Genomic DNA, 22,957 nt, shown 5'->3' on the forward strand with positions numbered 1-22,957 from the left:
TACATGGTCACTACGGCTGAGAAGGTAGCCAGGTTCGTCCGTTTCCCCCTCGCCCCAACCACCGACCAGATTCGCCAGCCCCCACCCGATTGCCGGCCGGGGTTGTCGCCGTCGCCATCCACGCAGCCGACGACCCTAGCGGCGCTAGGCGCGTAGTGCGGCGACACCCAGCGGCATAATCCGACGAAAGGACGCACCGCCGCTCAAAGCCCCCCGAGCAACCCCCCAGCCTCCCGCCCAGGCCGCCGCTCCTGCTCCCGGCACATCTCCCAGAGCCACGTCTCCACCCACTCCTGCGGGCACTGAGACGGCGATGCGCCAGGACTCGCCTCCACGGTCGGCGTCGGCACAGCCTCCCGCACCGGCACAGACGGCTCAGCCTCACGAGGCACCGCGACCACCCGTACGACCGGTGCCTTCACCACCGGCGCAGGCACCGAGGCCACGTACCGCCGGACAGGACGAGCAGGCGCCGGCACAAGCACAGGCTCAAACCCCACCCAGCCCTCCCCCCTGGACTCCAGCGGCACCCTCGCCCCCTCATACCGGCCCGCTTCCCCCGCCATCAGCCCACCAGCAAAGATCGCCGGCGCCAGCAACGCCGCAAACAGCACAACGGGCCGCCTGCGCACCTGTCCACGTCGCCTCGCATCCACGGCGCCGACGCTACCCACCGACCACCCACCGAAAGGTGATCACTTGTCATGCCTTTACCGCAGCTCCGACCACCCATAACCAACACCCCCAGAACTCACCCCGCCCCGACGGCACACGCACCGCCAGACTTTCGCTAGGCTTACGTCGTCCGCCTCCGTAGCTCAGGGGATAGAGCACCGCTCTCCTAAAGCGGGTGCCGCAGGTTCGAATCCTGCCGGGGGCACCAGGTTCGACCAGCCATAGGAGGCCCTTGACCAGCAGGAGCGCGGGTCAAGGGCTCCTTCGTGTGTCCGGTGTTGTCCGGCTGTCACTGATCGTTGGCGGTTGATCGTGCCCAATACGTGCCCACGTTCTCAGTGGTCGCATGGATAGGACGTTGTCCCTGTTCCCCGCCTGGTTTTGATCACGGCAGTCGCGCTCACTGCTGCGACCCCAGCGCTCACAACTTCGGTACCGGATGTGACCGGGATGGGTTCAACGCCGCTGGAAAGGGCGTCCTGCGTTGTTCACGTTGAATCTCCGCAGTGAACCATCGACCTCCACATTGACGATCAGGTCATAGTCGTAGCGGGAGGATCCGGGGAGCGAATCGACGGCGAGCCACAGAGCCGTTTCCGCGCCCTTACCCATATCGAACACGTAATCCTCAGCAAGATCTCTAGGTGCAACTCTTTCGTTGGCAGCGAAAGTTGTTGCATCGATTTCCGGGAGCTGGTGGGCATCTTCAGCGCCGGATTTGTTGTGACAGGTCAGATGCGTTCGCGCAACAGGCGAGCGCTGCACAGCAGATTGCCCGGGGCCTTGCATTGCGTAGATGTTCTGGAGGCGGATGTGCGCCCGATCAGCGGCTGTGATGGTGAGGAGATGCTGGAGCGGGACGGAAGGGCTAAGTTCGTTCCTCTCCGCCCATTCGAACAATCCGACGCAGTCGTCAGGATGCTTCTTGAGCGGATCGGCGTTCCTGAGGCGGTTCCACGCCTGTTCATCCACCACGACCCAGGATTCCTTAGGGACTTTCTCCCACACACGGGCCACCATGCGCACCAGCTCGGGTGTGGGCGGCGTGCGATTAGCTGCGTCCGGCGCTAGGAGCGCCGAGGAAACGACAAAGGTTAGGGCGGCGGGCAGCATCATGAACATCGCTCGCTTGAGCGTTATAGGCTTCATTTTTGCAGTCATTCCAGCCCACCCGCACCAGCGGCTTTCCATCCCTCTGGCTCGCCCGAGGACGCGTTGATCTTATAGAAATATCGCGCCGAATATCTCGCCGCTGGCGCGGTGGTCTGGAATGATCGATCGCCGTCCCTGACTACGAGAGGCTCACGGACTCCGTCCACATCCAGGTCGAGATGGATATCCCACTCGCAGTAATGATGTCGGGTCTGGGCTACAATGTCGAGTGTTATTATCTCGCCCGGCGCCACTGTCAGCTGTTCGTCGTCGGCATAGGGCTTGCCAAGGGTGAACTCCTCTGTGCGAGTCCGGGCGACGACATGATCCTCGTCAAGGTTGAACCCGATGTCGATGATGGGACTCCCGCCCTGCGCCCCTGCCCATACCAGCGTCCCAGCAAGTGGCGCGAACCGTTTGACCTGAGCCCGGATCTCCACCACCTGAACTGGCTTGGGCCACTGGCCGCGTAGGGTCATCCGTATCCGGGAGCATCCGAACATCCCCTCGCTCGCGTCTATTGCGAAACGGACCCCAGCGGCATCCTGCGCCCACTGCCCCGGCGCATAGGCGTCAGAGTTGCTCTGCAATCGGCGTATCGACTCGATGGATAGCTGATCGGGGAAAGCCCATCCAAAAAAATCGTCAGGTTCCCAACGGTAAACAGCGGTTGCGGCGATAGGCCCCTTGGCCCGAGCCTCCTTCTCCTGGGCCTCCTGCACAGCCAGTTGCGCCCGGACCTCCTGCTGGGGAGCGAAGAAGAAGGCGAGCCCCCACCCTGCGGCCGCCCCACCAGCGGCCAGACCCACATTCTTGATCAATTCTCTACGGCCCTCGTTCTTCGATCCACTTTCCGTCGCCTCACCCTGCGCTACTTGCACTGATGCGGCCCCAGGAGTGGAACTCTGGGGCTTTTTGTCCTTCTTGCGACGCTTTTTTCTTGATGCAGCCACTTCAACCTCCGATCCGCAGCCAGCGAACCAGGAGATAATCCCGCAGCAACACGAGCAGAGTGGCCCAATCGGCAAAAGTGTGCCGAATGCCTATTTCGGCCCTCACATAATTCGATAATCGGCCTTCATGTGGGATGTGAAGACCTTGAAGGCGAGCCCGTCTATCGTGACCAGTTCCACGTCAACGCTGAGGCACATGTGGAGAGTGCCGCCTGGGGCCTCGGGCCGCTCTGCGTGCATAGCGCTCACGCATACGAGGTGTACGCCGAGGTGGGCCTTAGGTAGTGTCCGGGGCGTGCGCCAGGGTGCCCGCAAGTTATCGACCGCCGCAATGCTCGTCTCACTCACTGTGCTGACGGGCTGCTCAGGAGACGCCGACATACCCACGCTGGACGAGGCGTCCAAGCAGCTCATCACGGAACCTTTTCCAGGTTCCGCGGCGAGTGCCCTGGTCGCAGGATGATTGCGATGTCGTGATTCGGCCGGTGACAGCAAGAAGCTCCTGGTAGACGGGTTGATCACCACAATCCACACCGTCGCCACCAGGAGCTTCAGGTGCTTTTCTATCGTGCCGCCGTCGATTTGTCGCATCAGACGCTGAACTACGTGGCCGGGGTGATCCGCAGGCACCGTAAGACGATGAGGTCGATCTGGCGGCGGCTCAATCCCGGTCGGCAGGCCCTGCTGGTGCTGGTCTACCTGCGCAAGGGCGAGACCTACGCCGAGCTCGGTGCCGGCTTCGGGGTATCGACGACAACCGCGTGGCGATACGTGGAGGAGACGGTGGCGCTGCTGTCGGCCCGCTCGCCCAAGCTCGGCCAAGCACTGCGCAAGGCCCGGCAGGACGGGCTGCACTACCTGGTGCTGGACGGCACCCTGATCTGCACCGACCGGATCAAGGCCGACCGGCCGTACTTCTCCGGCAAGCACCGTGTGCATGGCATGAACGTGCAGGTCATTGCCTCACCGGATGGGACGATCCTGTGGACCTCGGGTGCCCTGCCCGGCAAGGCCCACGATCTGACCGCCGCCCGCATCTGGGGCATTCTGCGTGCGCTGAAGCAAGCCGGGATCATCACCCTGGCGGACAAGGCGTATCAGGGAGCCGAGGGCCCGGTGCTCACCCCGTACAAGGGCAAGGGCAAGCCCGAGTCCCAGAAGCAGGCCAATCGCGCCCATGCCAAGCTCCGCGGACCCGGCGAGCGTGCGAACGCCCAGCTGAAGAGCTGGAAGATCCTCCGAAAGCTCCGCTGCAGCCCGTCAAAGGCGGGCCACCTCTGCAAGGCCATCGCCGTCCTTCAAAACCATCGCGTCGCCCAAGCCGCGTGAGCCTGAAATAGGTTCACGGACGGCGACAAACTGATCGCTTCAAGCGAGCTGGCCGCGACCGGATCCGCCACCGCGACCGAAAGAGCGGACCGGGAAAGCGATGTGGGGTGCCTGAAGGGCCAGGCTCAGCGGTTCTTTCGGGCGCAGGGCGATCTCAACGGGCCGCCGTACAAGCATTCACCAGGGAACGCAGCCGGCTTGATGGCCAGTTGGCTACAAGTGCGCGGCTACAGCAGGGTTGTGGATGACCTCGATCTTCACGACGAAAATCTCGGCATGGCCGTCCTACAGAACCCGCAGACCGGCATCACCTTTATTGTTGCCGTACGCGACGGGCAGAAGCCGCACATCAGGATCGTTGGCAAGACCAGCTGCTACGAACGCGCTAGCTGACCCCTGGTCTACGTAGGCATCTGAGCCGCCTCGGCACGTGCGGCCTCGGCTTGCTTCCGGAGACGGTCAGCGGCCGAGGTGCAGTTTTCTCGCAGTAGGTCGATTTCCCGGGCCAGTTGCACGGCTTGCGAGCTGAAACGGCCCGCGGCCGGTCCCTTCCAGAACGCATCGATCCCGTGCGGTCTGGCGAGCGCGCCAGCGAACACCTCAGCCAACTGGCTGGCGTACCGGGTGAGGGTGGCGGCGAGCTGCTCCTTCTCAGCAGCCTGCTGAAGTATCTGGCTTTGACTCGGGATGGTCATGTTCAGCCTCCTCTCCTCTCCAGAGCCTTCTTCAAGGCGTCGTAGAGTCGGCCGCGGATGGATTTCTCCACCTCGTCGCGCTGGGCTTCGGTCAACGGTTTCTGTCCGTGTTCGTCTAGCGAGCTATTCACCCACTCAGCCAGTTGCCTCACGAGCGTGTCCGCGACGTCCCCTGCCGTGGCCGGGGTTTTCTTGTCGAAATAGTCTGCGATCATTCCCTTGAGGCCGTCCTTCGCCTCATCGAGTGCGACGTCCCGTCCGGTGGCCGCCGTCGCGTCTTCGATAGGCCAGTACTTGTTGGAGAGCCAGGAGACGGGGATCAGCGCGACTCCATCGAGCCAGTCTGCGTACTCGTCATCGGTCCATTCCGCATAGGTCGAGCCTGCCAGCAGCAGATTGGCTGCACCTGCGGCAAGTGCCATACGGGAGGTGTACTCGTGCTGCGTGGCGTCGTCCCCGAACGGCCTGAACCGGCCGATGTCCATGCCCAGCCTGTATTCCTGCGCCGCCTTCATCAATGTCTGCGCCGTATCCTTGTCCTGCATGAGCCCGCCCATGAAACGGGACGCGGCCTCAGCTTCGAGGCCATCCCAGGGCGGCTGGGGGTACAGCCCTTTCAGATCCGGCGAGTCGCGCTTGGACTGTCCACGGGCGAGTTGGTCGAGATAGGGCACGACGTTCTTGGCGAGGGCTTCGCTGATCGGCGAGTCCTTGAACGTGCCCCACGAGCCCCCGATCCACGGACTGTTTTCGGCACCCATCGCGCGAACGATGTTGAACCACGCCCGATCACGCACGCTGTCCACTCCTGCGCCGGGCCGCAACGCCTTGTCCAGAACGCCGGCCATCTTCTTCTCGAAGTCGGGGATGCCACTCTGCAGGGCGCGCTGGGGATGCAATAGCCAGCCCGCGGCGTCCTTGTTCTCGGCCAGCAGCGTCTGTAACGCCTGCGGATTAGCGTCGTACGCGTCCATCAGCGCGTTCAAATTCCAGTTCTGGCTCGTCGGAAGGTCTGCGGTCAGTGGCCGGCCGAGTACCCGAAGCGCCACCTGATTGAGGAGCCTGGTCGATGGCTTGGACATGGCGACCAGCGCCGTCAGCACACCGGGCTGGGTCGTCTTGATGAACTTCTCACCCACTCCTTACCGAGTCTGCCCGCGCGCTCAGCGTTGCCGTACGCCTCGGCCAGCGGGCCAAGGGCCTCCTTCCCCTCCCTGAGGGTCTCGGGTGGCACTCCCTTGTCCATCGCTGGACCTTTGTTCTTCATCCAGTGCATGAACAGCGCGCGGAACCTGTCCGGTCCGAGAGCGGACAGCAACGCGGCGGCATAGGCGGGATCGTTCAAGCTCTGCTTCGTCGCCGCCGTGGCGGCGGTCATCTTGCGCCAACTCTCCGGCGAGCTCTCGATTTCATGCTGCTTGAGCGCCTCGGTGATCGACGCTGCGTCGGCTTTCCCCTGGCGGGCAGCCTCCGCTTCGCTGTTGAACGTGAGCGCTCCGCTGAGCAGACCGTCTCCCGCCATCGGAACCATCTGCTTGAGGGTGTCCATGCGCCATTTGAGGTCCCGCTGGGTGTCGTTGAAGAACGCCCAAGACCGGTGCATGGCGCTGACACCCTGCGTGCCGGTCCATGCAGCGCCGGCCTCCGCGATGGCCGTCTCAAGACCATGCCGGGTGCGGCCCAGGATGTCCTTGCCGGTCTCCATCTGGCGGATCAGCGGATCTGCCCCGCGGGGATCGATGCCGACGAACTCCCCCATGCCCCCTCCCGGAGGGTGCGGCTACACAGCAGGAGTCAAGCACACTAACTAACCCCCCGCACATAACCGACGCATCCTTATAAACAACCGGAATCCATCGAGAAGGAAAATGTCATGAAGACGTATCTTCTGAGCGGTTAATGCAGTTTTGCCGTAATCTGTGCTTGCGTTGGCCTGCGACGGCTTCCTTCTACTTCTCGATGCTGCCAGGCATGTTTGGCCGTTCGAGCGGGGCTAAAGGTCGAAGGCGACGTTCTCCCGCTCCACGTCGTGACCGACAGAGGAACGAGGGACACGGCCCTACTTCGCGAGCAACACCGAGAAACGTCGCCGCTGGTCCTGAGCGACCGTACCGATCACTGCGGTGGCCAGTGCTGCGGCGATCAAACAACGGTTACAAGGTCTCGCCAGAAACCTCATCCGCGAGAGGCATCCTGCGCGGCGGTCCATATCGTCGGATCTGTGGAGGTGGTGCGCGAGCAAACATACCGCGGTGGGAGACAAGGTCACCGGAAGCTCAAGCGCGGAACGAACGCGTCGGCGCTATCACAAGGAGCCTGGTTGTAACATCGCAGCAGGCCAGGGAAGAATGGGTGAGAACACCGCAAGGAGACCATATTCAGCAGGAAGCACGCGGATCGGCTACCGGCAATCCCTCTACACGCATAGTGGAATATCTACACTTCGCTGGGAATTACGAATCGTTCTCTCAGCTCATATTCTGCGACCCCTCGCTCACACGCACTGAGTATCACCTGCCGTCCAGCCCGGTCATGACAGATAATGGTCACTACGGCAGCTTCTCCACACCCGTGCAGCGAGCATAGGCCTTCGTAACTGACAGAGTTAGGCCGGTGATCTTCGCGGTCAAACGCCTTTGCGTCGATAACCTCATATGGCACAGAACGACGATCTAGCTCTCGAATCAATTGGAGTAGATTTGAGGAGACCCTGAATCCTATCGCGACTCCGGGGTTGGCTGAGGACTCGTCATATACTGCGGTAAGGACATCGTCCGCCAACTCGGAAACGATGCCTCGGTCCCGGAACTCGCGGGTGATGCGATTGACCGGACGGGTGAAGCCCCTAAGGCTCCGCGTCCCTTCATAGCCGCCGATCGTGTAGACGGTCTCTCGATCGACGAAACCCTCACTGCCGCATGCCCGCATGATTATCGCCGACTGAACACCTGCGCCTTCGGCGTTCAATCGATCGATCAGAGAACTGAGAGCTTCTGCAGTCCAGCCACCATTCTCGGTTTCCAGGAGAGAACTATCTACACGCTCGACATCTTCCAGAGACTCATCCCGAACCTGAATTTTAAGAATACTCCGAGCTCTGAACATAAACCGATCAGGCCGCAGCATGTAGAGCATCGTCCCAGCGGAAACACGCAACTCATCGATCAGTTCGCGACGGGGTCCTCGAAGTTCACCTTGCTCTCTACGCCACCAGTCCTCCTTCACGTCACCGGTAATCAGGAGAACGTCCTTCGCACGCCGCTTAGCCTCCAGGAGGATCTGCACCCATACCAGGTAGTCGCCCGCTGCTTTCTCCTCGTCCTTCGCGGAATCCATGTAGCCCGGCGGCAGGCGCGCTTCACCGCGTCGTTTCGCCTCCGATAGGGCATCGCGATGCTCATCGGCAACCAATGGCAACCCCACACGTCCTCTGAGGATCTCATCCAAACCGCTGAGGACGGCATCCTTGTTTGTGTCCCGAGCGAACTCAATAGCCTCGTCGTCAGCAAGTTCTTCGACACCGGCTATCACTGCGGAGAATGCCTCACCAAGAATGGATATCAAGGCAGCACGCCGTTCCTCTGGCAAGCCAACGCGGTTGGCCCAGGTCTGGAGTGAGCGAGTTCCACGATCACGCTGCTCTGTCAATTCCTGGATCGTGGTGCCAGTAGCACGCGGATCCCTGAGAACCGCCTCCCGGTTTTGCCAGAATTCCCTCATGACCTGATGGGGCACCCACAGTCGGTCACCTAGCTTCCGCAGGACGGAGAGCAAATCCTCACGGGTTTGATCATTATAGCGATACAGATTGAGCAGGACATTGGTGTCCAGAACGATGAGTCCGTCACCGAGTAGGGCCTGATAATCTTCCTCTGTCGGAGTTCTGTATGCCTCGAACCCGTCAAATAGTCCGCCCATCGTGACCTCGGTGATCGTCTCGGGCGATCGCGACGCCGTCGAGGCGGGCTGCGACATCTTCGTACCCTTTCGGCCTAGATGGAGCGACAGCGAGTCGCCATGACCACGAGGTTACCCATGGCCGAGCTGTTTGTTACGCGAACTGGGTGCAGCAGCGGACTTGTCCAACGCGTCCCGTGTTGGCACGACGCTCAAATCCGTGGTCAGGGCACGTGCGCCCGTGATGAGACATAGAAGCGGTGATGACATGGCGTCAGTGCTGCAGCCCGGTCAACTACAGTCGCTGATGTGGGGCTGGGAAGAGGAGGTCCCGGCCCCGATCGCCACTGCGAACAGCGAGACGGGGCCGACGAATCAGGTCATCCATCCTCCTGAAGTCCCTCCGCTGTCCCCAGTCACAGGCCCCTGGATTTCCCAGAGACCTGGTCATTCACATGCGAGTGGATGCGAGGCGAGGGCGCCGGGAATCCGGCACCCTCGCTGTTCGGGCCGCTGGGTCGCTCTGCAAGGCATCTGAGATCCGACGCTTGGCAACCTCGTCTTCGCCGACGACGCATTTGGCGTAGACGCGCAAGAGCACGTCAACGCTGTGGCCGGCCCACTCCGCTACCTGGGGTGCGGGCACACCGGCGTTGAGCCAGGTCGAGACGAACGCGTGGCGGAGGTCGTATGGCCGGGCTGCCAGTGGTGATACGAACTCCTTCGCGGTCAAGGCGGTTCTACGAGCGGTCTTCCAGGCGCGCCGGTAGGTGATGAACGGCAGTTCGCCTCCCTGGACGCCGTAGAAGATCCGTTCTCCAGGGCCATCGCCGAACTCGGCGAGATGGGTGCGCTGGATGCGGACCAGGGGCGGCGAGACGGGGACCGTGCGGCTCTGTCCTTCGGCGCGGTGCTTGAGCGCGCGTTCTTCGCGGGCCGCGCCGGTGTCGGTCCATTCCCTTCCGGAATAGGGCGCGGCCTTCCTCAAGTGCAGCTCACCCCATATGGCACCGGTGTCGTCCGTTTCCTCTGTCGAGGGATCGTTGGTCTGACGCGGAAGCATGATGTTGTCCCGCCTCAGGTTCACAACCTCCTCGGGCCGCAGGGCCGCGTAGTACATGAGGGCGAAGAAGGCCACGAGGCGCTTCCCGCTCGGCTCCTGCGCCTCCACGGCGGCTAGCAGCGCCTTCGCTTGGGTGTGGTTGACGACGCTGCGCCGGTCCACCTCGTAGGTGTTCGCGGGCGGTTTCCACTTCAGGCTCTTCAGCGGGTTCTCGGCCAAGAGCTTGAGTTCCACGGCGTAGTCGAGCGCGTTGGAGAGCAGCATTCGGTGCTTGCGCACGGTGTTGGCGGCGGCGCGTTGACCGTCCAGCAACGAGGTGGCCGCGTCCAACAGGTTCCGGACCAGGAGCGGATCCGCTCCCAGCGCAGATACCGGTTTGGTGTTCAGCGCGAGCCATCGCAGACTAGCGGCGACGTCTTCGGGAGCATCCTCCCGGTGCTTTGTATTGAAGCCCCAGCGGTGCATCGCGGAGCGAAGCGCGCGGTCCTGGGGCTTGCCGCGCTCCGTGACGTACATCGCGGGCGTGGCGGTGGTGAGCGCGCGGGCGATGTCCTGGCGGTACTTCGGCGCGGCACCCTTCCACTTCATGTCCACGAACTTGCACGCGAAGTCGTACCAGCTCACGGTGTCCTCGGCGCGTGACCACGAGATGGGACGTCCAGTTGCCACACTGAACGCCTCGCCACGTCGTCCGGCGGTGAGAAGCTCGGAGCGGAACGCGTCGGCCTGGGCGGCGAGGCGGAAGGGTTCTTTCCATCCTTTGCCGCCCGCGCTCCACCGGACTCTGTAGGTGGTTACCCGAGCGCCGCTGTAGACCTCGGTCTTGTAAACGCGCACGTCGTACGTGATGTCCTTCATCAGGCGGCCTCCTCCATCGTGGTGAGCCAGCGGTCCAGGTCGGTGCGGCGGATGCGGAGATCGCCGTTGGGCAGCTTGAGGCAGCGCGGGGCGCGGCCTTTGGCTCGCCAGTCGTAGAAGGTGGAGCGGGAGATCTGGAGTTCGGTGCAGAGGTCGGCGAGGGTGAGACGCCGTTCAAGCGGCATCGCCATCGTCCCGTGTTGTCGCGCGGACAGCGGGACGTCAACCGCGCTCACGCCCGTATCCGAGCCATCAGCGAGCGTGCCGTCGCGACTGCGAAGTCCTGGATGGTGCTGACCAAGCTGCGCTGTTGCCCCCATCGCGCGACCGCGCTCGTGCGCGCGATCCTCGTCCTGCAACTCGTCGAAGAGGGCCTGTTACTCAGGATGAAAAGGGCTCATTCAACATCATCTTCTCCAAGAGAACAATTTAACCAGAATCGGCCGTTTTTTGATCTTACGGGAGGGCATCACAAGCAACATCGGGGGACGGGAAAGAGATCAAGGGGGGTAAATGGGGATCAAGAAACCATTCGTCACACTCGTCGTCGCGGGACTCATTACCGCCTCGGCGGCCGGGGTGCCGAGCGCGGCGATCGCGGCCGAATACAAGAGCGGCAGCTTATCGGCCGGTCCGTGTCCGTCCCAGTCGCCCGACTCGCCGCCGAACACCACTCCCTGCCAGCCCGAGCGCCGGTGGTACTGCCATAAGGGGTGGGTCTGGCACAAGGTTTGGGACGACCAAAGCCACACGACCTGGCACAGGCATCACCACTGGAAACTCTGCCACTGGCACAACTCCTGACAAACGCCAGCGATGAGGCATAGAGTGCTCTCCGTTCAAGATTTCAGAGCAAGATGGAGAGCACTCTATTCGTCGGAGGTTCTAGCAAAAGATGAGTCCTGGGAAGGGGTGCATCGGCTGGATCGGCCCGGCGGTGGACCCTCACCGTTACGAAATCTATAGATTGGTCGGGACCGGAGGAGAGGGGAGAGTCTTCTATGGCGCCAAGCCAGGTCCGGCCGGATCCAACAAAGTCTTCGTAGCATTAAAGGAATACGCACTCCCCGAAGGCACAGGCGCCAACGTGTGGCCATTTGATAGCACCTGGGTCAACCTCGAAGATCAACGGGACGTGCTAGCGGGAATCCGGAGCAATCCCCATCTGGTACTTCTGATGGACACCTTCAAGGGGGAGATCACATACTCGGGAGACATCCCGAGGAGCAAAGAGTTTTCTGTTCCATTCGCCGTCATGGAATGGATAGATGGCCTACCGGCATCCGAGTTGATCGCGGTCGGCGGAATACCTCTCACGCGCCGCCTGGAGTGGGTACGGCAACTGAGTTCAGCAGTTCTCCAACTCCACACTTCCAACTCCCAGAACGACAATCCGCTCGTTCACTCCGACATCAAGCCAGAAAACTGTGTCATCCGTACGGGTAGCAATGAACTGGTGCTCGTTGACCTGGGCGGACTTCAGCGGGTATACGGGCAGGGAAGCCGTCGGATCAGGACTACCTCGTACGCACCTCCTGAAATCATTTCAGGTCTCGATCTGAACCGAACGATCGCTGCCGACATCTACTCCTTGGGTGCGACAGCGTTTTTCATGGTGACGGGAAAGACACCTCCTTTGGCGGAAGCCGACTACATTCGACAGGCCCGCCGATCCCTCAACGCCGCTCCTTTGATGCGAACCGCACTGCTGAAGCGCCGCCGCAAGCAGCTCATGGAACATGTCCTTCTGCCATTCGCGGAGGACCCGAAGATTCGCGCAGAGATCGACATAGGTCAGTGGTCCGAGAGGCTTCGACTACTGGATCCGACGCGTAAGGCGAAGCGCAGGGCGGCGGGATCAGGCAGTGTTTTGGCCATCGCCTCAGCCATAGCGCTGGGATCCTATGGGTGGATCGCCGCCTCGACCCCTAATTCACCAGCCGAAGATGCCTTTGATTCTTTGAACAGAACCATCGCGTGGAACCTTCTTCCTCAGGCTCGACACGCGTCCGGAAGTCCACGGTACTCTGTCGACTTCAAAGAGGACCTGTCCGCTCCATGGCGGAAAGTCAATCCTACTCTCGCCACTGCCCGGAGGAGAGATGACGGGTTGGAAGATGACGGGTTGGAATATTCAATACAACAGAACAGTCGACGTGTGGTAGTAGCTGCTCCCATCGGCCCGGCACCCGGCTCGGAGGCAATCACGGTCCGTGGAACACTGGAATCCGGCCAAGGGGGCTGGGGAGTCTGGTGCAGAGGTACCACCGCTGCCGGGCAGAAAAGGTACAGCTTCATGGTCACGCATGCCGGCGCCGTAGGCATCTTCGACTACTCTACCAACTCTTCGGGCGTCGGGAACAACTGGTGGTATCTTAAAGGCGTCGACTGGAATTCGCCCATAAATCTCAGAGTCCTATGCGAGGACACAGGTGAGGCGAAACCGATCAAGCTGACACTCGAGATCAACGATCGCACCGTTCTGGTATTCGAGCCGGATACGACGGCAATCCTGGGACCCGGATTCTCAGGCGTCGAATGCTTTGCATTCGGTGATCTCCCCGGCCCAAGAGCAAACATTGTATTAGAGAACTTCAGCTCGACCACGCTGCGTTAGACTGGACATGCATCCACAGCACTAAGGTTGAGGGTCGGGCACTGTCGGGTCAGCACTGCTGTCCATTCCACTGTGCAGACTCTTCGGCATGCGATCAAGCAGTCTCGTACGCTCCTCTTCTAGCTCATTGGTGAGCGTCCGCATCTGGAGTCGTATTATTCGAGCGATATTCTGGATCTCCTTGACCGTAATATCATCTTCCTCTATGCGCCGAATGATCAGTTGGGCCATCTCCGCGTTCATCACAGCAGAATTGGCCGCCATGCGGAGCATCTCCGCCTGCTGAACGATCTTCTCGCGGTCGGATTGTTTGGTCCTGCGCGCCGTAAGGAACTGCGCCAACGCGAGCCCCAGAGAGAGTACGGCGACGACTGTAGGGGCGACCGTTATCAGCAGCATGGCAACCATCCCTTGAATTACTTCAGATCGTAGTCGAAACGCCGTTCCTGCGCGCTCTGGTCAAGGAACTCATTTCATCCTGGACCACCTGAGCGACTTGGTGGTCCTGTAGCACGGCGTTGCCCCTTACGAGACAACCGTCCTTGTTCGGACAGCAACACATCCTGCGGGGATACGCCGGCTCTTGAGCTGGGCGTTCATGCCTCCGCCAGAACACGAAGCTTTGTCAACGACGGTCGAATCCGCCCTAGAACCCGTGCGCCGCCAGGGGGTCAGTATTCACGCGCCGTCGACAAGCTTGGCGTAGGAGTGGCAGGCCTGCTTCTCACGGGCAATCCTTGCGCTTGTGCACGCTGGTCACTACGGAGGCTTTCAGCGCCTAGCCTCGATCTTTCTCGTCCTTGAGTTGGTCGGCTGAGGGATTCGGCTGGAGGTTGAATTCCTCGCTGTGGTCAGCGTGGGTGCCCGGCTGTCGCGCCGGGTGGGCGGGGTTCCACGGGCCCGCGGGTGTCCTTTCCTGGTCGTGGGGGCGTGTTGGTGCTGGTCAGGTGGGTGCCGCTAGGGCGTGCAGCCGGGTCAGGGCGGTGGTGATCTGCCTGGCCCAAGGCCAGTGCAGGGGGATCCGTAAGCGGGTCCTGCGGCCCCCGCGTATGAGTCGGCCGGCGACGGCGAACAGGCGGAGCCGCAGGCGTTTGGGCTCGTAGCGGCGGGCGTCGGTGCCGTGCAGGGCGATCAGTTGCATCCAGGCGAGCAGTTCGCAGGCCAGGGCGACGATCTCGAGCCAGATCTGGTTTTGGGTGAAGTCGTGCAGCGGCAGGTTGCGCAGGCCGGTGTCCTTGGCGGTGCGGATGCGATCTTCTGCGCGGGCGCGGCGACGGTGGCGGAGTTCCAGGTCGGCGAGCTGGCCGCCGAAGGTGCCGGTGACGAAGCAGGTGAAGCGGTGCCCGTCGAGGTCGGTGAAGCGCAGCTGGGCGCCGGGGTGCGGGCGTTCTTTGCGGACGATGACGCGCATGCCCTTGGGCCAGCCGGTCAGCTCCAGCAGGCCGGTGAGCTCGGCGACCCACGCGCCGGGCCGGACCTGGCGTTCGGCGTCGTAGGCTGGTGTCCAGGCGGTGGCGGGCAGCTTGAGGATGGCGGCGGTGATGTCGTCGGTGATTGTGAAGCCGATGGAGTATTTCAGCCATCGTCCGGGGCGGGTGAGCCAGGCGAGGAATTCGTGGGTGCCGCCGCCGGAGTCGGTGCGGACCAGGACGTTGCGTCGCCGGTGCTTGGGGAGCTGGGCCAGGGCCAGGCGGGTGGTCTCGATGTGGTCGGCGGCGGTGTTGGATCCGGCGTTGCCGGGCCGCAGCAGCAGGGTCAGTGGCTCGCCGCCGCCGTCGCCCTGGTGGTCGGCGAAGGCGGTCATCGGGTGGAAGCCGTAGCTTTTCTTCCAGGTCGGGGCGGCGTGCTGCTTGTCGGAGTGAGAGATCACAATGGTGGCGTCGAGGTCGACGATCACGGGCTGGCCGTCGGCTCCGGGAGCGCGACCGGCGGCCAGGTGCCAGGCGCGCCGGCGGGCGGTGGCGCGGGCGGCGCGGATCGCCTTCAGTGCGCGGGCCTTATCGGCGGCGAGCCGGTCGATCAGGCGCGAGACCGTCGGGTCGGAGGCGACGGGGCCGAACAGCTCGGGCTGGGAGCGCAGCATGGCGATGTCGGCCAGGCAGTCCCCACCGAGCGCCAGAGTGAGGGCCAGATCGGTGACGATCTTTGCCGGATCGTGGATGGCGCGGCCGGGCCGCCACCGCTCCAGCTGCTGAGACATGGCCTTGTCCAGCCCGGTGACGCGCAGCGTCTGCAACAGCAGCAGGCCACCGGCGTGCGAGACCAGCCCGCGGTCATCGGCGAACGCGGTGATCTTGCGGTGAGGCGCGGTAGAATTCACGCGGAAAGTGCCTTCTGATCTGGGATGGACGGGGCCTTAGACAAGTCCGATCCTCCCAGCTCAAGGGCACTTTTCTTATGTAAATGATCAGGTCGGCTCAAATTCGCCGTGAAAGCCGCAGGCTAGGCAGCGATAAGACAGCAGTCAACCAAGATCCGTCTCGCCTGCATCTCCGCGTGACCTGCACGGCGCAGGCAGCGCTCACTCCCCGGAAAGGCAGCAGCCGACCACCCCGGCTCTGGCCCACCGGGTGTTCACCGCGCCCACGCCGGACGTGCTGCGATACAGACCGACCCCGACGAAGGCGAATCTGCTTCCCGCCAGCTCGGCTATGCCATGCCCGAACACTATTGAGAGAGGCGAGGACCGACGTTCCTTCCCAAGCTGATGGCTCCAGAGGGGAGGTGTGCTCGAGCGAGACCCTCGGCCCGCATCTGCGTCTGCCATGCCAACGCGCTTACAACCTAGGCTGAGTGAGGTCTCTAGATGAGAGGCAGCTCGTGCTTCCTACGTCGACGTGCCAGCACGGTGTGGCAGGATCGGCCGAGTCGCTGCACGGGAGACCTCCACAGTGAGCCCAAGCAGGCATCACCGCCAACAGAGGACAGTGCACTCCGCACACCATCGGCGGTGCTGGAGCCGCATCACCGGCTGATCATTCCCAATGTCTTCCCACGAGGAAGAGGTGGGAGGAACATCATCGATGCACCCGCAGGTGGAGCGTAAGTTTTACTCCTGTCGCTCATCGGACTCCTAAAGCGGGTGCCGCAGGTTCGAATCCTGCCGGGGGCACTCACCTAGATCGCCATTCATGGCCTCAGACCTGCGGTTTCACAGCCGCAGGTCTTTTGTTCGCCGCCCTCGACAGGCAGCCGACAGTGCCCGTACGCAGCCGTACGACCATGATCAGGGGACATATGCGAGATGATCTTGGGGCACTATCCCCAGGTCCACCCCTGTTCCTGGGTCATTCGGTCCGCCGGTGACCCGCTACAACGGCCCAGGATGCAACCAACACAGCCATTGATAGTGCCGAATACCTGCGCAATGAGAGCGTCCTCGACATCCACCAACGGGTCGACACCATGCCGAACACGACTTCGTAGTGGTTGACGCCACGAACCAGGCAAGATGACCTCATGCCCACCGCGCCGGAATCAACCACGTTCTTCTTGCTCGAACTCCTGCACGGGGTCGGCCTGACCGACGTCGCCGCGGTCGAGGCGGTCACCGGAGGCCTCGCCGCGACCGCAGGCCTTGCCCGCCGCGGTGACGGCACGTCGGTGTTCGTCAAGGCGTTCGGCGAGCCGCCGTCGGACGATGTCTTCGCCACAGAGGCTGAAGGGCTCACCGTACTGAGCGAGGCGGGCGGCATCGCCACGCCCGAGATCATCCTCGCGAACCGCGACCTGCTCGTGCTGTCCACACTGCAACCCCGACCGGCAACCGAAACGTTCTGGGAGCAGTTCGCTCACGCGCTCGCCCACCTGCACACCACCACGCAGTACCCCCGCTTCGGATGGCACCGGCACAACTGGCTGGGCCGGCGTCAGCAGGTCAACACCTGGAACGACAACGGGTACGAGTTCTTCGCCCAGCACCGCCTGCTGCGCTGGCTCGGCGAACCTCGCGTCCGGGAAGCGCTCGACGCCGCAGACCGAGCGGCACTCGAGCGACTGTGCAATCGGCTGCCCGAGATGCTGCCGGTCAGGCCCGCCTGCCTGACGCACGGCGACCTGTGGGCGCAGAACGTCATGGCCGCCCCCGACGGACGGCCGGCGCTGATCGACCCGGCCGTGTCGTACACATGGGCCGAGGTCGACCTGGCCCACCTATGGACCACGGCACCGCCGCCCGAGGCGCACGTGCTCTTCGAGCTGTACGCCGAGCTGACCGGACTCGATCGCGGCTGGCGCGAACGCATGCCGATTCTGCAACTACGTCAGCACCTGGCAGTGATCGCCCAGTTCGAACCTGACTGGGGCGCCGCCAACATCGTCCGCACCACGCTCGCCCCGTTCCGGCTCCGGCCCAAGGATTAGCCGCCAGGCGACACCGGCCTTTGAGCCAGCACCCGAAGGATCTTCGAAGCCGACCGCTTAACTATCGGCGCTAGGGGCTTCACGTCACCCGGAGGATGACCTTGCCGGTGGTGCGGCGGCTGATCAGGGCGGTGAGGGCGGTAGCGGCCTGGTCGAGAGGGTATTCGGCGCCCACCATGGGCTGGATGCGACCCGAGGCAGTCAGGGCGAGCAGGTCGTGGAGCGGCGCGGCGGCCCGGCTGCCGGGCATGCGGAGGTGGGCGCCCAGCCAATAGCCGCCGACGGCGATGTTGCGCTCGCTGAGAACCCCGGGGTCGAGGGGGGTCGGGTCGATCCCGCCGGAGGTGCCGTAGGTGATCAGGCGGCCGAACGGGGCCAGCGCATGAGGGCCTGCCCCGAAGACCGGGCCGCCGACGGCGTCGAGGATCACGTCGGCGAAGGCGCCATCATTGGCTTCGCGGATGCGTTCGGCGTAGCCGTCGGCCTCGCCGGAAATGGCGGCGTCGGCGCCGAGCTGGAGGACCAGGGCACGCTTGTCGGGGGTGGAGGCGGTGCCGATGACCCGTCCGGCGCCGAATTCCTTGGCCAGCTGGATCGCCAAGTGGCCGACGCCTCCTGCTGCCGCATTGACGGCGACGGTTTCACCGGGGACGATCCGCGCCGCCGTACGCAGAAGGTGCCAGGCAGTCAAGCCCTGGACCAGCAGGGCGAGCGCGGCGCCCGCGGGCAGGTCTTCGGGGATCTCGACCGGGTCCTTGACCAGGGCCATGGTGGCCAAGCCGCTGCTGGTGAAGGCGAGCATGCGGCGTCCGTCCGGGCCTCGGCCGACGACCTCGCCGCCGGGGATGAACGGCAACTGCGGCGGCAGGTAGGCGCCGCGCAGGCGTTCGGCGTCGGCGAAGTTGAGACCGGCGGCCTCGACCTCGAGGAGGGTTTGCCCGGGGCCTGGCGTCGGGTCGGGAAGGTCTGCGGGGATCAGGACATCGGGTTCGCCCAGGCGTTCTGCAACCATTGCTCTCATGCCGTCAACGCTAGGAGCAACACGTTTGCCCAGGTAGTGGACGTCGTTTGCAGATGAGCCGGAATGTATGAAGATCTTTCATACGTTGTCGCTCGTGTGGATGACTTGAGCATGGCCGAGCTGCGCGTGCTGGTGGCGGTGGACGGCGAGGGCGGCGTATCGGCGGCGGGGTTGCGCCTGGGGCTGACGCAGTCGGCGGTTTCGCACGCCCTGCGCGCGGCGGAGAAGAAGATGGGCGCGGTGCTCTTCCAACGCGGACGAGGTGGTGCCACGGCCACGCCCGCCGGACATGCCGCGGTCGGGCACGCCCGACGCATCCTGCGGCAGATCGAGGTCATGAAGGTCGACACCCATGCCGCCGCGCGGGGCGAGGTCACCGGGACGATCCGACTGGCGGCCTTTCGCAGTGCCGCCTTTCACCTGCTGCCCAGGGTGCTGGTGCGGTTCGGGCAGCGGTACCCGAGGGTGACGGTGACCGTACGAATCGTGCCTGACCTGGGGCGGGGGATCGCGGGGGAGGTGGCGGACGGGCGCGCCGATGTGGGGGTGGTCTCGCTGCCGGTGTACGTGGACGGGTTGGTGACGAAGGAGCTGTACGCGGAGCCGTACCTGCTGGCCTACCCGGAGGGACATCCGGACCCGCGGTCACTGTCCATGATCGATTGACACGAGAACTGCGCGGGCGAGACCCGGCGATGGCTGGCACGGCAGGAGTGGATCCCACCCGGCGACATCACCGTCGAGGCGGCCGAAGCCGCTGTGAGGCCGGGGCGCCGGCGCGGCACCCGTACCTCAGGAGGTCTTCCAGGTCACGGGCTCGGCTCCCTCGGCGGTGGAGGAAAAGGTGACAGTGACGGGCTTGTCGCCTTGGCCGACGAGGTACACGCCGCACTGCTGGACACTCTTGCCCGGCTGCACCATGCCGTAGGGCACGGAGGATTGGCAGCCCTTGGGGCCATTGCTGCCGATCGCGATGAGAGTGAGCTTGCGCAGAGTCTGTCCGCTCTCGGTACGCAGGAGGACCGCCGCGTCCATGCCCGGGTACAGCTTGGACGTGCCGTTGTTGCGGTACGCGAGCGTGACGAAGTACACCGTGGCGGCCTTCTGCCTGGCGCTCAGCTTGTACTCGGCGAGCGCGCCGGCGCCGGCCTTGCGCACGCTCTTCAACGTGACGGTCAGCGGCACGTCCTTGTCATTCGTGTCCTTCCACGTCACCTTGGCCGGCTTGCCCGCGGCCAGCACGCCGCCGGCGATGTCGCCGCCCTCCACCTTCCACGTCCTGGTGACGGAGTCGTCGCTGTAGGAGACGGTGGCGGGCTTGGCGTCCTCGGCCAGCATCACGACCCGGCACTCGGTTGCCGCCTGGCCGGCCATCAAGGTTTTCGGGGCCTTCGTGCCGATGCATGTCTCCAGCGGGCCGGTGCCGGGCGAGGCCAGGGGGTTGCCGCTGAAAAACGAGACAGCCTTGCCGGCGGTGCCGTCGGCGAGCGCCACGCGGAAGTTCCTGACGGCCATGGCGGGCTCGACCGTATCGGATCCCGTCTTGGTGATCGACACGGTGAGATAGTGCGGCACCATCCCGCGCATGTCGTCGTCGAGTCGCACTCCGTCGAGGTCGTCCACCGAGCCACGCGTGAGCAGGGTCGGGTTGAGCGTCAGCTTGTGCACGTTCTCGTCGCCGTCGGTGTAGTTCACCCGCCGCGGTGCGGTGTCGAGCGTCAGCGGTGTACCGGTGGACGCGGGCTTGTCCGCCGCCTGCGTCTTGTCCGCCACCTTCGGCTTCTCGCCGCTGGCGCTCTCGCTGGTGCTGGCGCCTCCACAACCGGCTAGGAGCAGTGCGAGAACACCCGCCCCGGCGATGGTGCTGATCCGTCGGCTGACGCGCTGCACTGCGAACCCCCGTCGTTCCTGACTGCCGTTGTGAAGGACCACCCTAAAGGTGACGTGCACCGCTCCTCCGGCCGGTACGGACACACGCCCGTGAAGCATGCTGAGCGTCCGCCGGAGCCGGGCCGCCGATATCTACGAGGTTCTGACGGCCTTGACTGAGACGCTTGGATACTCCGACGAGGAGGTCAAGGAGGCGGCACGCCATAAGCGAGCCAAGCGAGGTGGTTTCAGCCGCAGGCTTTGGCTGGACGAGGTGAGGTCAGCCGAACGGTGATGGGGCTCAGTGGTGACCATGCAGCTCACATGGTGCAGTCCAGCACCAAGGATCCTTGGAAGCTGGGCAGGTACGACGCGCCGGACATCTTGATGCCGAACCCGAACTACGTACCGAGGTGAGCATGTACAGGCTCGAACTGGTCAGGCTCGCGGACGAGTCGCGGCTGCCATGCGTGGTGACCTTGCGGGACATCGAGGACGCTGACATATGCGAACTCCGCCTCGATCGGCAGGGCGCTCCGCCTCTGGTTTTCCAGTCGTCTGTGGATTTCGAGGACACCCTGATCGAGTTGCGGAAAGAGCTTGAGCGGCAAGGTCTTCTCCTGCTGTGCAACAGGTATCGCCGGAACGCGTTCGTCTCCTCGATGGCCCGCCAGATGAGCACCGGACTTTCGTGCTATCTGGTGAGCCCGGGAAAACCGGTGGATCCCAAGAAGCTCGCTGATTCCCTTGGCCCAGCTTCCAGGGAGGACGTGGTCCTCGCCGAGGAAGGCGCGAAGTACATCAGCGAATGGATCGACGGCTTTGACGATGATGACAACTAGAGAGCTTTGCATGTACGTACGTAATCCCCACGCTCAACGCTCTCCGGCATCGCTGGCCAGGTGGCGCTGGCTACGTCAGTAGGGCGGTGCGGCAGCGGAGTCGGAGGGTGGTTTCGACGTCGGGTGGCGGCTGCAGGGCTGAGGCGTGGGCGTGGAGGAGGGCGTGGAGGCGGTAGTGGCCTGGGGTTGGCTCCTGTAGGAGGTTGGCGTTCACGAGGTGGTCCAGCAGGCGGGTTGCCTGGGGCGTGGTGGTGTTCAGTAGCGCGGCGGCGGTGGTGAGGGGGAAGGTCGGGTGGGGGGTTGAGGCCAGGAGGCGGTAGGTCTTCTGGTGGTCGGGGGGTAGGCGTTCGTAGGAGCGGTTCAGGGCGGCGGTGACGCTTTGGTGGCCGGCCGTCAGTTCGGCGAGGGGGTCGGTGGTCAGGCGTTCGAGCAGGTGGTTCGCGTTCCAGGCGGGGTGGGTCTGGAGGCGGACGGCGGCGATACGGATGGCGAGGGGAAGCAGGCCGCAGCGGCGGACGATTTTGGCCAGGACGTCTGGAGGTGTGTCCGGGTCGCGGCCGGTGGTGCGGGTGAACAGGGTGATCGCCTCGGTCAGGGGCAGGGTGTCCAGGGACAGGATCTGGGCGTTGCCGGGGCAGGTCAGGCGTTGGCGGCTGGTGACGATCACCTGGCAGCCGGGGGCGGCGGGGAGGAGCGGGTGGAGCTGGTGTTCGTCGGCGGCGTCGTCCAGGACGATCAGGAGCCTGCGGTCGGCCAGGACGCTGCGGTACAGCGCGGCGCGGTCGTCCAGGTGCCACGGGATGTGCTCGGTGGGGACGCCCAATGTGCGGAGTATGCGGGCGAGGGCGGCGCCCGGTTCTACCGGTGTCGTCGCCATCGGTTCTACGGTTGCCGTCGCCGCTGGCTCTACCGGTGCCGTCGCCTGGGTGTGGCCGTGCAGATCCACGAAGAGTTGTCCGTCGGGGAAGAGGGGGGCCAGGCGGTGGGCGGTGTGTACGGCCAGCACCGTTTTGCCCAATCCGGCCATGCCGTTGATGAGGACGACGGCCCTGTGAGGTTCGGGCATGGTGGTGGTACGGCCCTCCACGCATGCCGCTTCGCGCTCCCGGACGCCTGGCGCGGCGACGTCGGCGGGCAACTGACGCGGAATGGTCCACGGGCGCGGGTCGGCCACAGCGGGCCTGGCCGTACCTATCCCGGCCGTACCCATCCCGGCTGCGGGCGGACAGGCGACAGGCATGCGGGCCGCAGCCGGCGAGCCGGTCGCGGTCGGGGCCAGCGGGCCGGTCGTGGCTGGGGCGGAGGGGTCGGCTGGGTGGCGGTGGGCGGCTGCGTTCAGGGTTTCTTGTTCGGTGCCGTTCAGGTCCAGGGCCTTCGCCAGCAGCAGGACCGAGGTGGTTCGGGGCTGCAGCAGCCCGTCATTTTCCAGCCGGCGCACCGTCCTGACGTTCAGGCCGGCCCGTTGGGCGAGTTGTTCCTGCGTCAGCAGCGCCCGCCGGCGCCACATGCGTAGTAACGCCCCCAATGACATCCCGGCACCCCGTTCTCCTCGTCGACCAGTCCCACGATCGAAACCGCGTCCCCCCTGTTCCGGCCACCGTTCGGACGGCATTGGACGGAATCG

19 protein-coding genes, 1 tRNA gene and 1 pseudogene are annotated in these 22,957 nt (G+C 64.1%); 8 read left to right on the top strand and 13 right to left on the bottom strand.

What is annotated here, in order from left to right; all coding sequences use genetic code 11:
• Nucleotides 1–807 precede the first annotated feature (807 nt).
• Nucleotides 808–883, top strand: a tRNA-Arg gene (locus OHA68_RS06785).
• Nucleotides 884–1,131: 248 nt separating this feature from the next.
• Here OHA68_RS06785 and OHA68_RS06790 read toward each other — a convergent pair.
• Nucleotides 1,132–1,797 (bottom strand): hypothetical protein, encoded by a 666-nt coding sequence (locus OHA68_RS06790; RefSeq protein WP_327106817.1) that lies wholly within the window; start codon nt 1,795–1,797, stop codon nt 1,132–1,134.
• A gap of 35 nt (nt 1,798–1,832) precedes the next feature.
• A complete protein-coding gene (locus OHA68_RS06795) occupies nt 1,833–2,648 on the bottom strand; it encodes a hypothetical protein (RefSeq protein ID WP_327106818.1) in 816 nt (271 codons plus the stop codon).
• A 687-nt stretch (nt 2,649–3,335) separates the two neighbouring features.
• On the opposite strand from OHA68_RS06795, the gene OHA68_RS06800 reads away from it, so the two are divergent.
• Both OHA68_RS06800 and OHA68_RS06805 read left to right on the top strand, forming a co-directional pair.
• Nucleotides 3,336–4,109, top strand: a complete 774-nt coding sequence (locus tag OHA68_RS06800; RefSeq protein ID WP_327106819.1) for a transposase family protein — start codon at nt 3,336–3,338, stop codon at nt 4,107–4,109.
• 240 nt (nt 4,110–4,349) lie between these two features.
• Complete coding sequence (locus tag OHA68_RS06805) at nt 4,350–4,502, top strand: hypothetical protein (protein ID WP_327106820.1); 153 nt, start codon at nt 4,350–4,352, stop codon at nt 4,500–4,502.
• A gap of 8 nt (nt 4,503–4,510) precedes the next feature.
• Here the strand turns inward: OHA68_RS06805 and OHA68_RS06810 are convergent, their stop codons facing one another.
• The 6 genes from OHA68_RS06810 to OHA68_RS06835 all read right to left on the bottom strand — a co-directional run bounded on the left by OHA68_RS06810 (nt 4,511) and on the right by OHA68_RS06835 (nt 10,858).
• A complete protein-coding gene (locus tag OHA68_RS06810) occupies nt 4,511–4,804 on the bottom strand; it encodes a hypothetical protein (protein WP_327106821.1) in 294 nt (97 codons plus the stop codon).
• A 2-nt stretch (nt 4,805–4,806) separates the two neighbouring features.
• The gene (locus tag OHA68_RS06815) at nt 4,807–5,943 is read right to left on the bottom strand and encodes a type 1 periplasmic-binding domain-containing protein (protein ID WP_327106822.1); all 1,137 of its coding nucleotides are present in this window, start codon (nt 5,941–5,943) and stop codon (nt 4,807–4,809) included.
• A complete protein-coding gene (locus OHA68_RS06820) occupies nt 5,901–6,563 on the bottom strand; it encodes a DUF6571 family protein (RefSeq protein ID WP_327106823.1) in 663 nt (220 codons plus the stop codon). Before OHA68_RS06820 ends, OHA68_RS06815 begins: the two co-directional genes overlap by 43 nt.
• A 677-nt stretch (nt 6,564–7,240) precedes the next feature.
• Complete coding sequence (locus OHA68_RS06825; protein WP_327106824.1) at nt 7,241–8,779, bottom strand: PIN-like domain-containing protein; 1,539 nt, start codon at nt 8,777–8,779, stop codon at nt 7,241–7,243.
• A gap of 373 nt (nt 8,780–9,152) precedes the next feature.
• Nucleotides 9,153–10,622, bottom strand: a complete 1,470-nt coding sequence (locus OHA68_RS06830) for a tyrosine-type recombinase/integrase (RefSeq protein ID WP_327106825.1) — start codon at nt 10,620–10,622, stop codon at nt 9,153–9,155.
• Nucleotides 10,622–10,858, bottom strand: a complete 237-nt coding sequence (locus tag OHA68_RS06835; protein ID WP_327106826.1) for a helix-turn-helix transcriptional regulator — start codon at nt 10,856–10,858, stop codon at nt 10,622–10,624. Before OHA68_RS06835 ends, OHA68_RS06830 begins: the two co-directional genes overlap by 1 nt.
• Between OHA68_RS06835 and OHA68_RS06840 the strand changes: the two are divergent.
• Nucleotides 10,778–10,990: pseudogene (locus OHA68_RS06840) on the top strand (transposase family protein); the annotation flags it as partial. The gene OHA68_RS06835 and the pseudogene OHA68_RS06840 sit on opposite strands and share 81 nt — an antisense overlap.
• Before the next feature lie 527 nt (nt 10,991–11,517).
• On the top strand, nt 11,518–13,239 hold the full coding sequence (locus OHA68_RS06845) for a serine/threonine protein kinase (protein ID WP_327106827.1): 1,722 nt from the start codon (nt 11,518–11,520) through the stop codon (nt 13,237–13,239).
• A 21-nt stretch (nt 13,240–13,260) separates the two neighbouring features.
• Here the strand turns inward: OHA68_RS06845 and OHA68_RS06850 are convergent, their stop codons facing one another.
• Both OHA68_RS06850 and OHA68_RS06855 read right to left on the bottom strand, forming a co-directional pair.
• Entirely contained in the window at nt 13,261–13,638 is a 378-nt protein-coding gene (locus OHA68_RS06850) for a hypothetical protein (RefSeq protein ID WP_327106828.1), read from the bottom strand.
• A 544-nt stretch (nt 13,639–14,182) separates the two neighbouring features.
• Nucleotides 14,183–15,559 (bottom strand): IS1380 family transposase, encoded by a 1,377-nt coding sequence (locus OHA68_RS06855; protein WP_327106829.1) that lies wholly within the window; start codon nt 15,557–15,559, stop codon nt 14,183–14,185.
• Nucleotides 15,560–16,698: 1,139 nt separating this feature from the next.
• Here OHA68_RS06855 and OHA68_RS06860 point away from each other — a divergent pair.
• Nucleotides 16,699–17,601 (top strand): fructosamine kinase family protein, encoded by a 903-nt coding sequence (locus tag OHA68_RS06860; RefSeq protein ID WP_327106830.1) that lies wholly within the window; start codon nt 16,699–16,701, stop codon nt 17,599–17,601.
• 79 nt (nt 17,602–17,680) lie between these two features.
• Here OHA68_RS06860 and OHA68_RS06865 read toward each other — a convergent pair whose 3' ends face one another.
• On the bottom strand, nt 17,681–18,622 hold the full coding sequence (locus OHA68_RS06865; RefSeq protein WP_327106831.1) for a quinone oxidoreductase family protein: 942 nt from the start codon (nt 18,620–18,622) through the stop codon (nt 17,681–17,683).
• Between the two features lie 96 nt (nt 18,623–18,718).
• On the opposite strand from OHA68_RS06865, the gene OHA68_RS06870 reads away from it, so the two are divergent.
• The gene (locus OHA68_RS06870) at nt 18,719–19,288 is read left to right on the top strand and encodes a LysR family transcriptional regulator (RefSeq protein ID WP_327106832.1); all 570 of its coding nucleotides are present in this window, start codon (nt 18,719–18,721) and stop codon (nt 19,286–19,288) included.
• Between the two features lie 126 nt (nt 19,289–19,414).
• Here the strand turns inward: OHA68_RS06870 and OHA68_RS06875 are convergent, their stop codons facing one another.
• A complete protein-coding gene (locus tag OHA68_RS06875; protein WP_327106833.1) occupies nt 19,415–20,596 on the bottom strand; it encodes a DUF4352 domain-containing protein in 1,182 nt (393 codons plus the stop codon).
• 314 nt (nt 20,597–20,910) lie between these two features.
• Between OHA68_RS06875 and OHA68_RS06880 the strand changes: the two genes are divergently transcribed.
• Nucleotides 20,911–21,333 (top strand): hypothetical protein, encoded by a 423-nt coding sequence (locus OHA68_RS06880; protein WP_327106834.1) that lies wholly within the window; start codon nt 20,911–20,913, stop codon nt 21,331–21,333.
• 70 nt (nt 21,334–21,403) lie between these two features.
• On the opposite strand, the gene OHA68_RS06885 is transcribed toward OHA68_RS06880, so the two are convergent.
• Nucleotides 21,404–22,864, bottom strand: a complete 1,461-nt coding sequence (locus OHA68_RS06885; RefSeq protein ID WP_327106835.1) for an NB-ARC domain-containing protein — start codon at nt 22,862–22,864, stop codon at nt 21,404–21,406.
• Nucleotides 22,865–22,957 lie beyond the last annotated feature (93 nt).

This window comes from Nonomuraea glycinis (assembly GCF_035920485.1).
Lineage (GTDB): Bacteria > Actinomycetota > Actinomycetes > Streptosporangiales > Streptosporangiaceae > Nonomuraea > Nonomuraea glycinis.

Excerpts from the sequence above, each read along its gene's own strand:
- OHA68_RS06865 (WP_327106831.1), bottom strand. The coding sequence starts at position 18,622 with ATGAGAGCAATGGTTGCAGAACGCCTGGGCGAACCCGATGTCCTGATC.
- OHA68_RS06860 (WP_327106830.1), top strand. The coding sequence starts at position 16,699 with ATGCCCACCGCGCCGGAATCAACCACGTTCTTCTTGCTCGAACTCCTG.
- OHA68_RS06825 (WP_327106824.1), bottom strand. The coding sequence starts at position 8,779 with ATGTCGCAGCCCGCCTCGACGGCGTCGCGATCGCCCGAGACGATCACC.
- OHA68_RS06790 (WP_327106817.1), bottom strand. The coding sequence starts at position 1,797 with ATGTTCATGATGCTGCCCGCCGCCCTAACCTTTGTCGTTTCCTCGGCG.
- OHA68_RS06850 (WP_327106828.1), bottom strand. The coding sequence starts at position 13,638 with ATGCTGCTGATAACGGTCGCCCCTACAGTCGTCGCCGTACTCTCTCTG.
- OHA68_RS06880 (WP_327106834.1), top strand. The coding sequence starts at position 20,911 with ATGTACAGGCTCGAACTGGTCAGGCTCGCGGACGAGTCGCGGCTGCCA.
- OHA68_RS06830 (WP_327106825.1), bottom strand. The coding sequence starts at position 10,622 with ATGAAGGACATCACGTACGACGTGCGCGTTTACAAGACCGAGGTCTAC.
- OHA68_RS06810 (WP_327106821.1), bottom strand. The coding sequence starts at position 4,804 with ATGACCATCCCGAGTCAAAGCCAGATACTTCAGCAGGCTGCTGAGAAG.
- OHA68_RS06885 (WP_327106835.1), bottom strand. The coding sequence starts at position 22,864 with ATGTCATTGGGGGCGTTACTACGCATGTGGCGCCGGCGGGCGCTGCTG.
- OHA68_RS06845 (WP_327106827.1), top strand. The coding sequence starts at position 11,518 with ATGAGTCCTGGGAAGGGGTGCATCGGCTGGATCGGCCCGGCGGTGGAC.
- OHA68_RS06820 (WP_327106823.1), bottom strand. The coding sequence starts at position 6,563 with ATGGGGGAGTTCGTCGGCATCGATCCCCGCGGGGCAGATCCGCTGATC.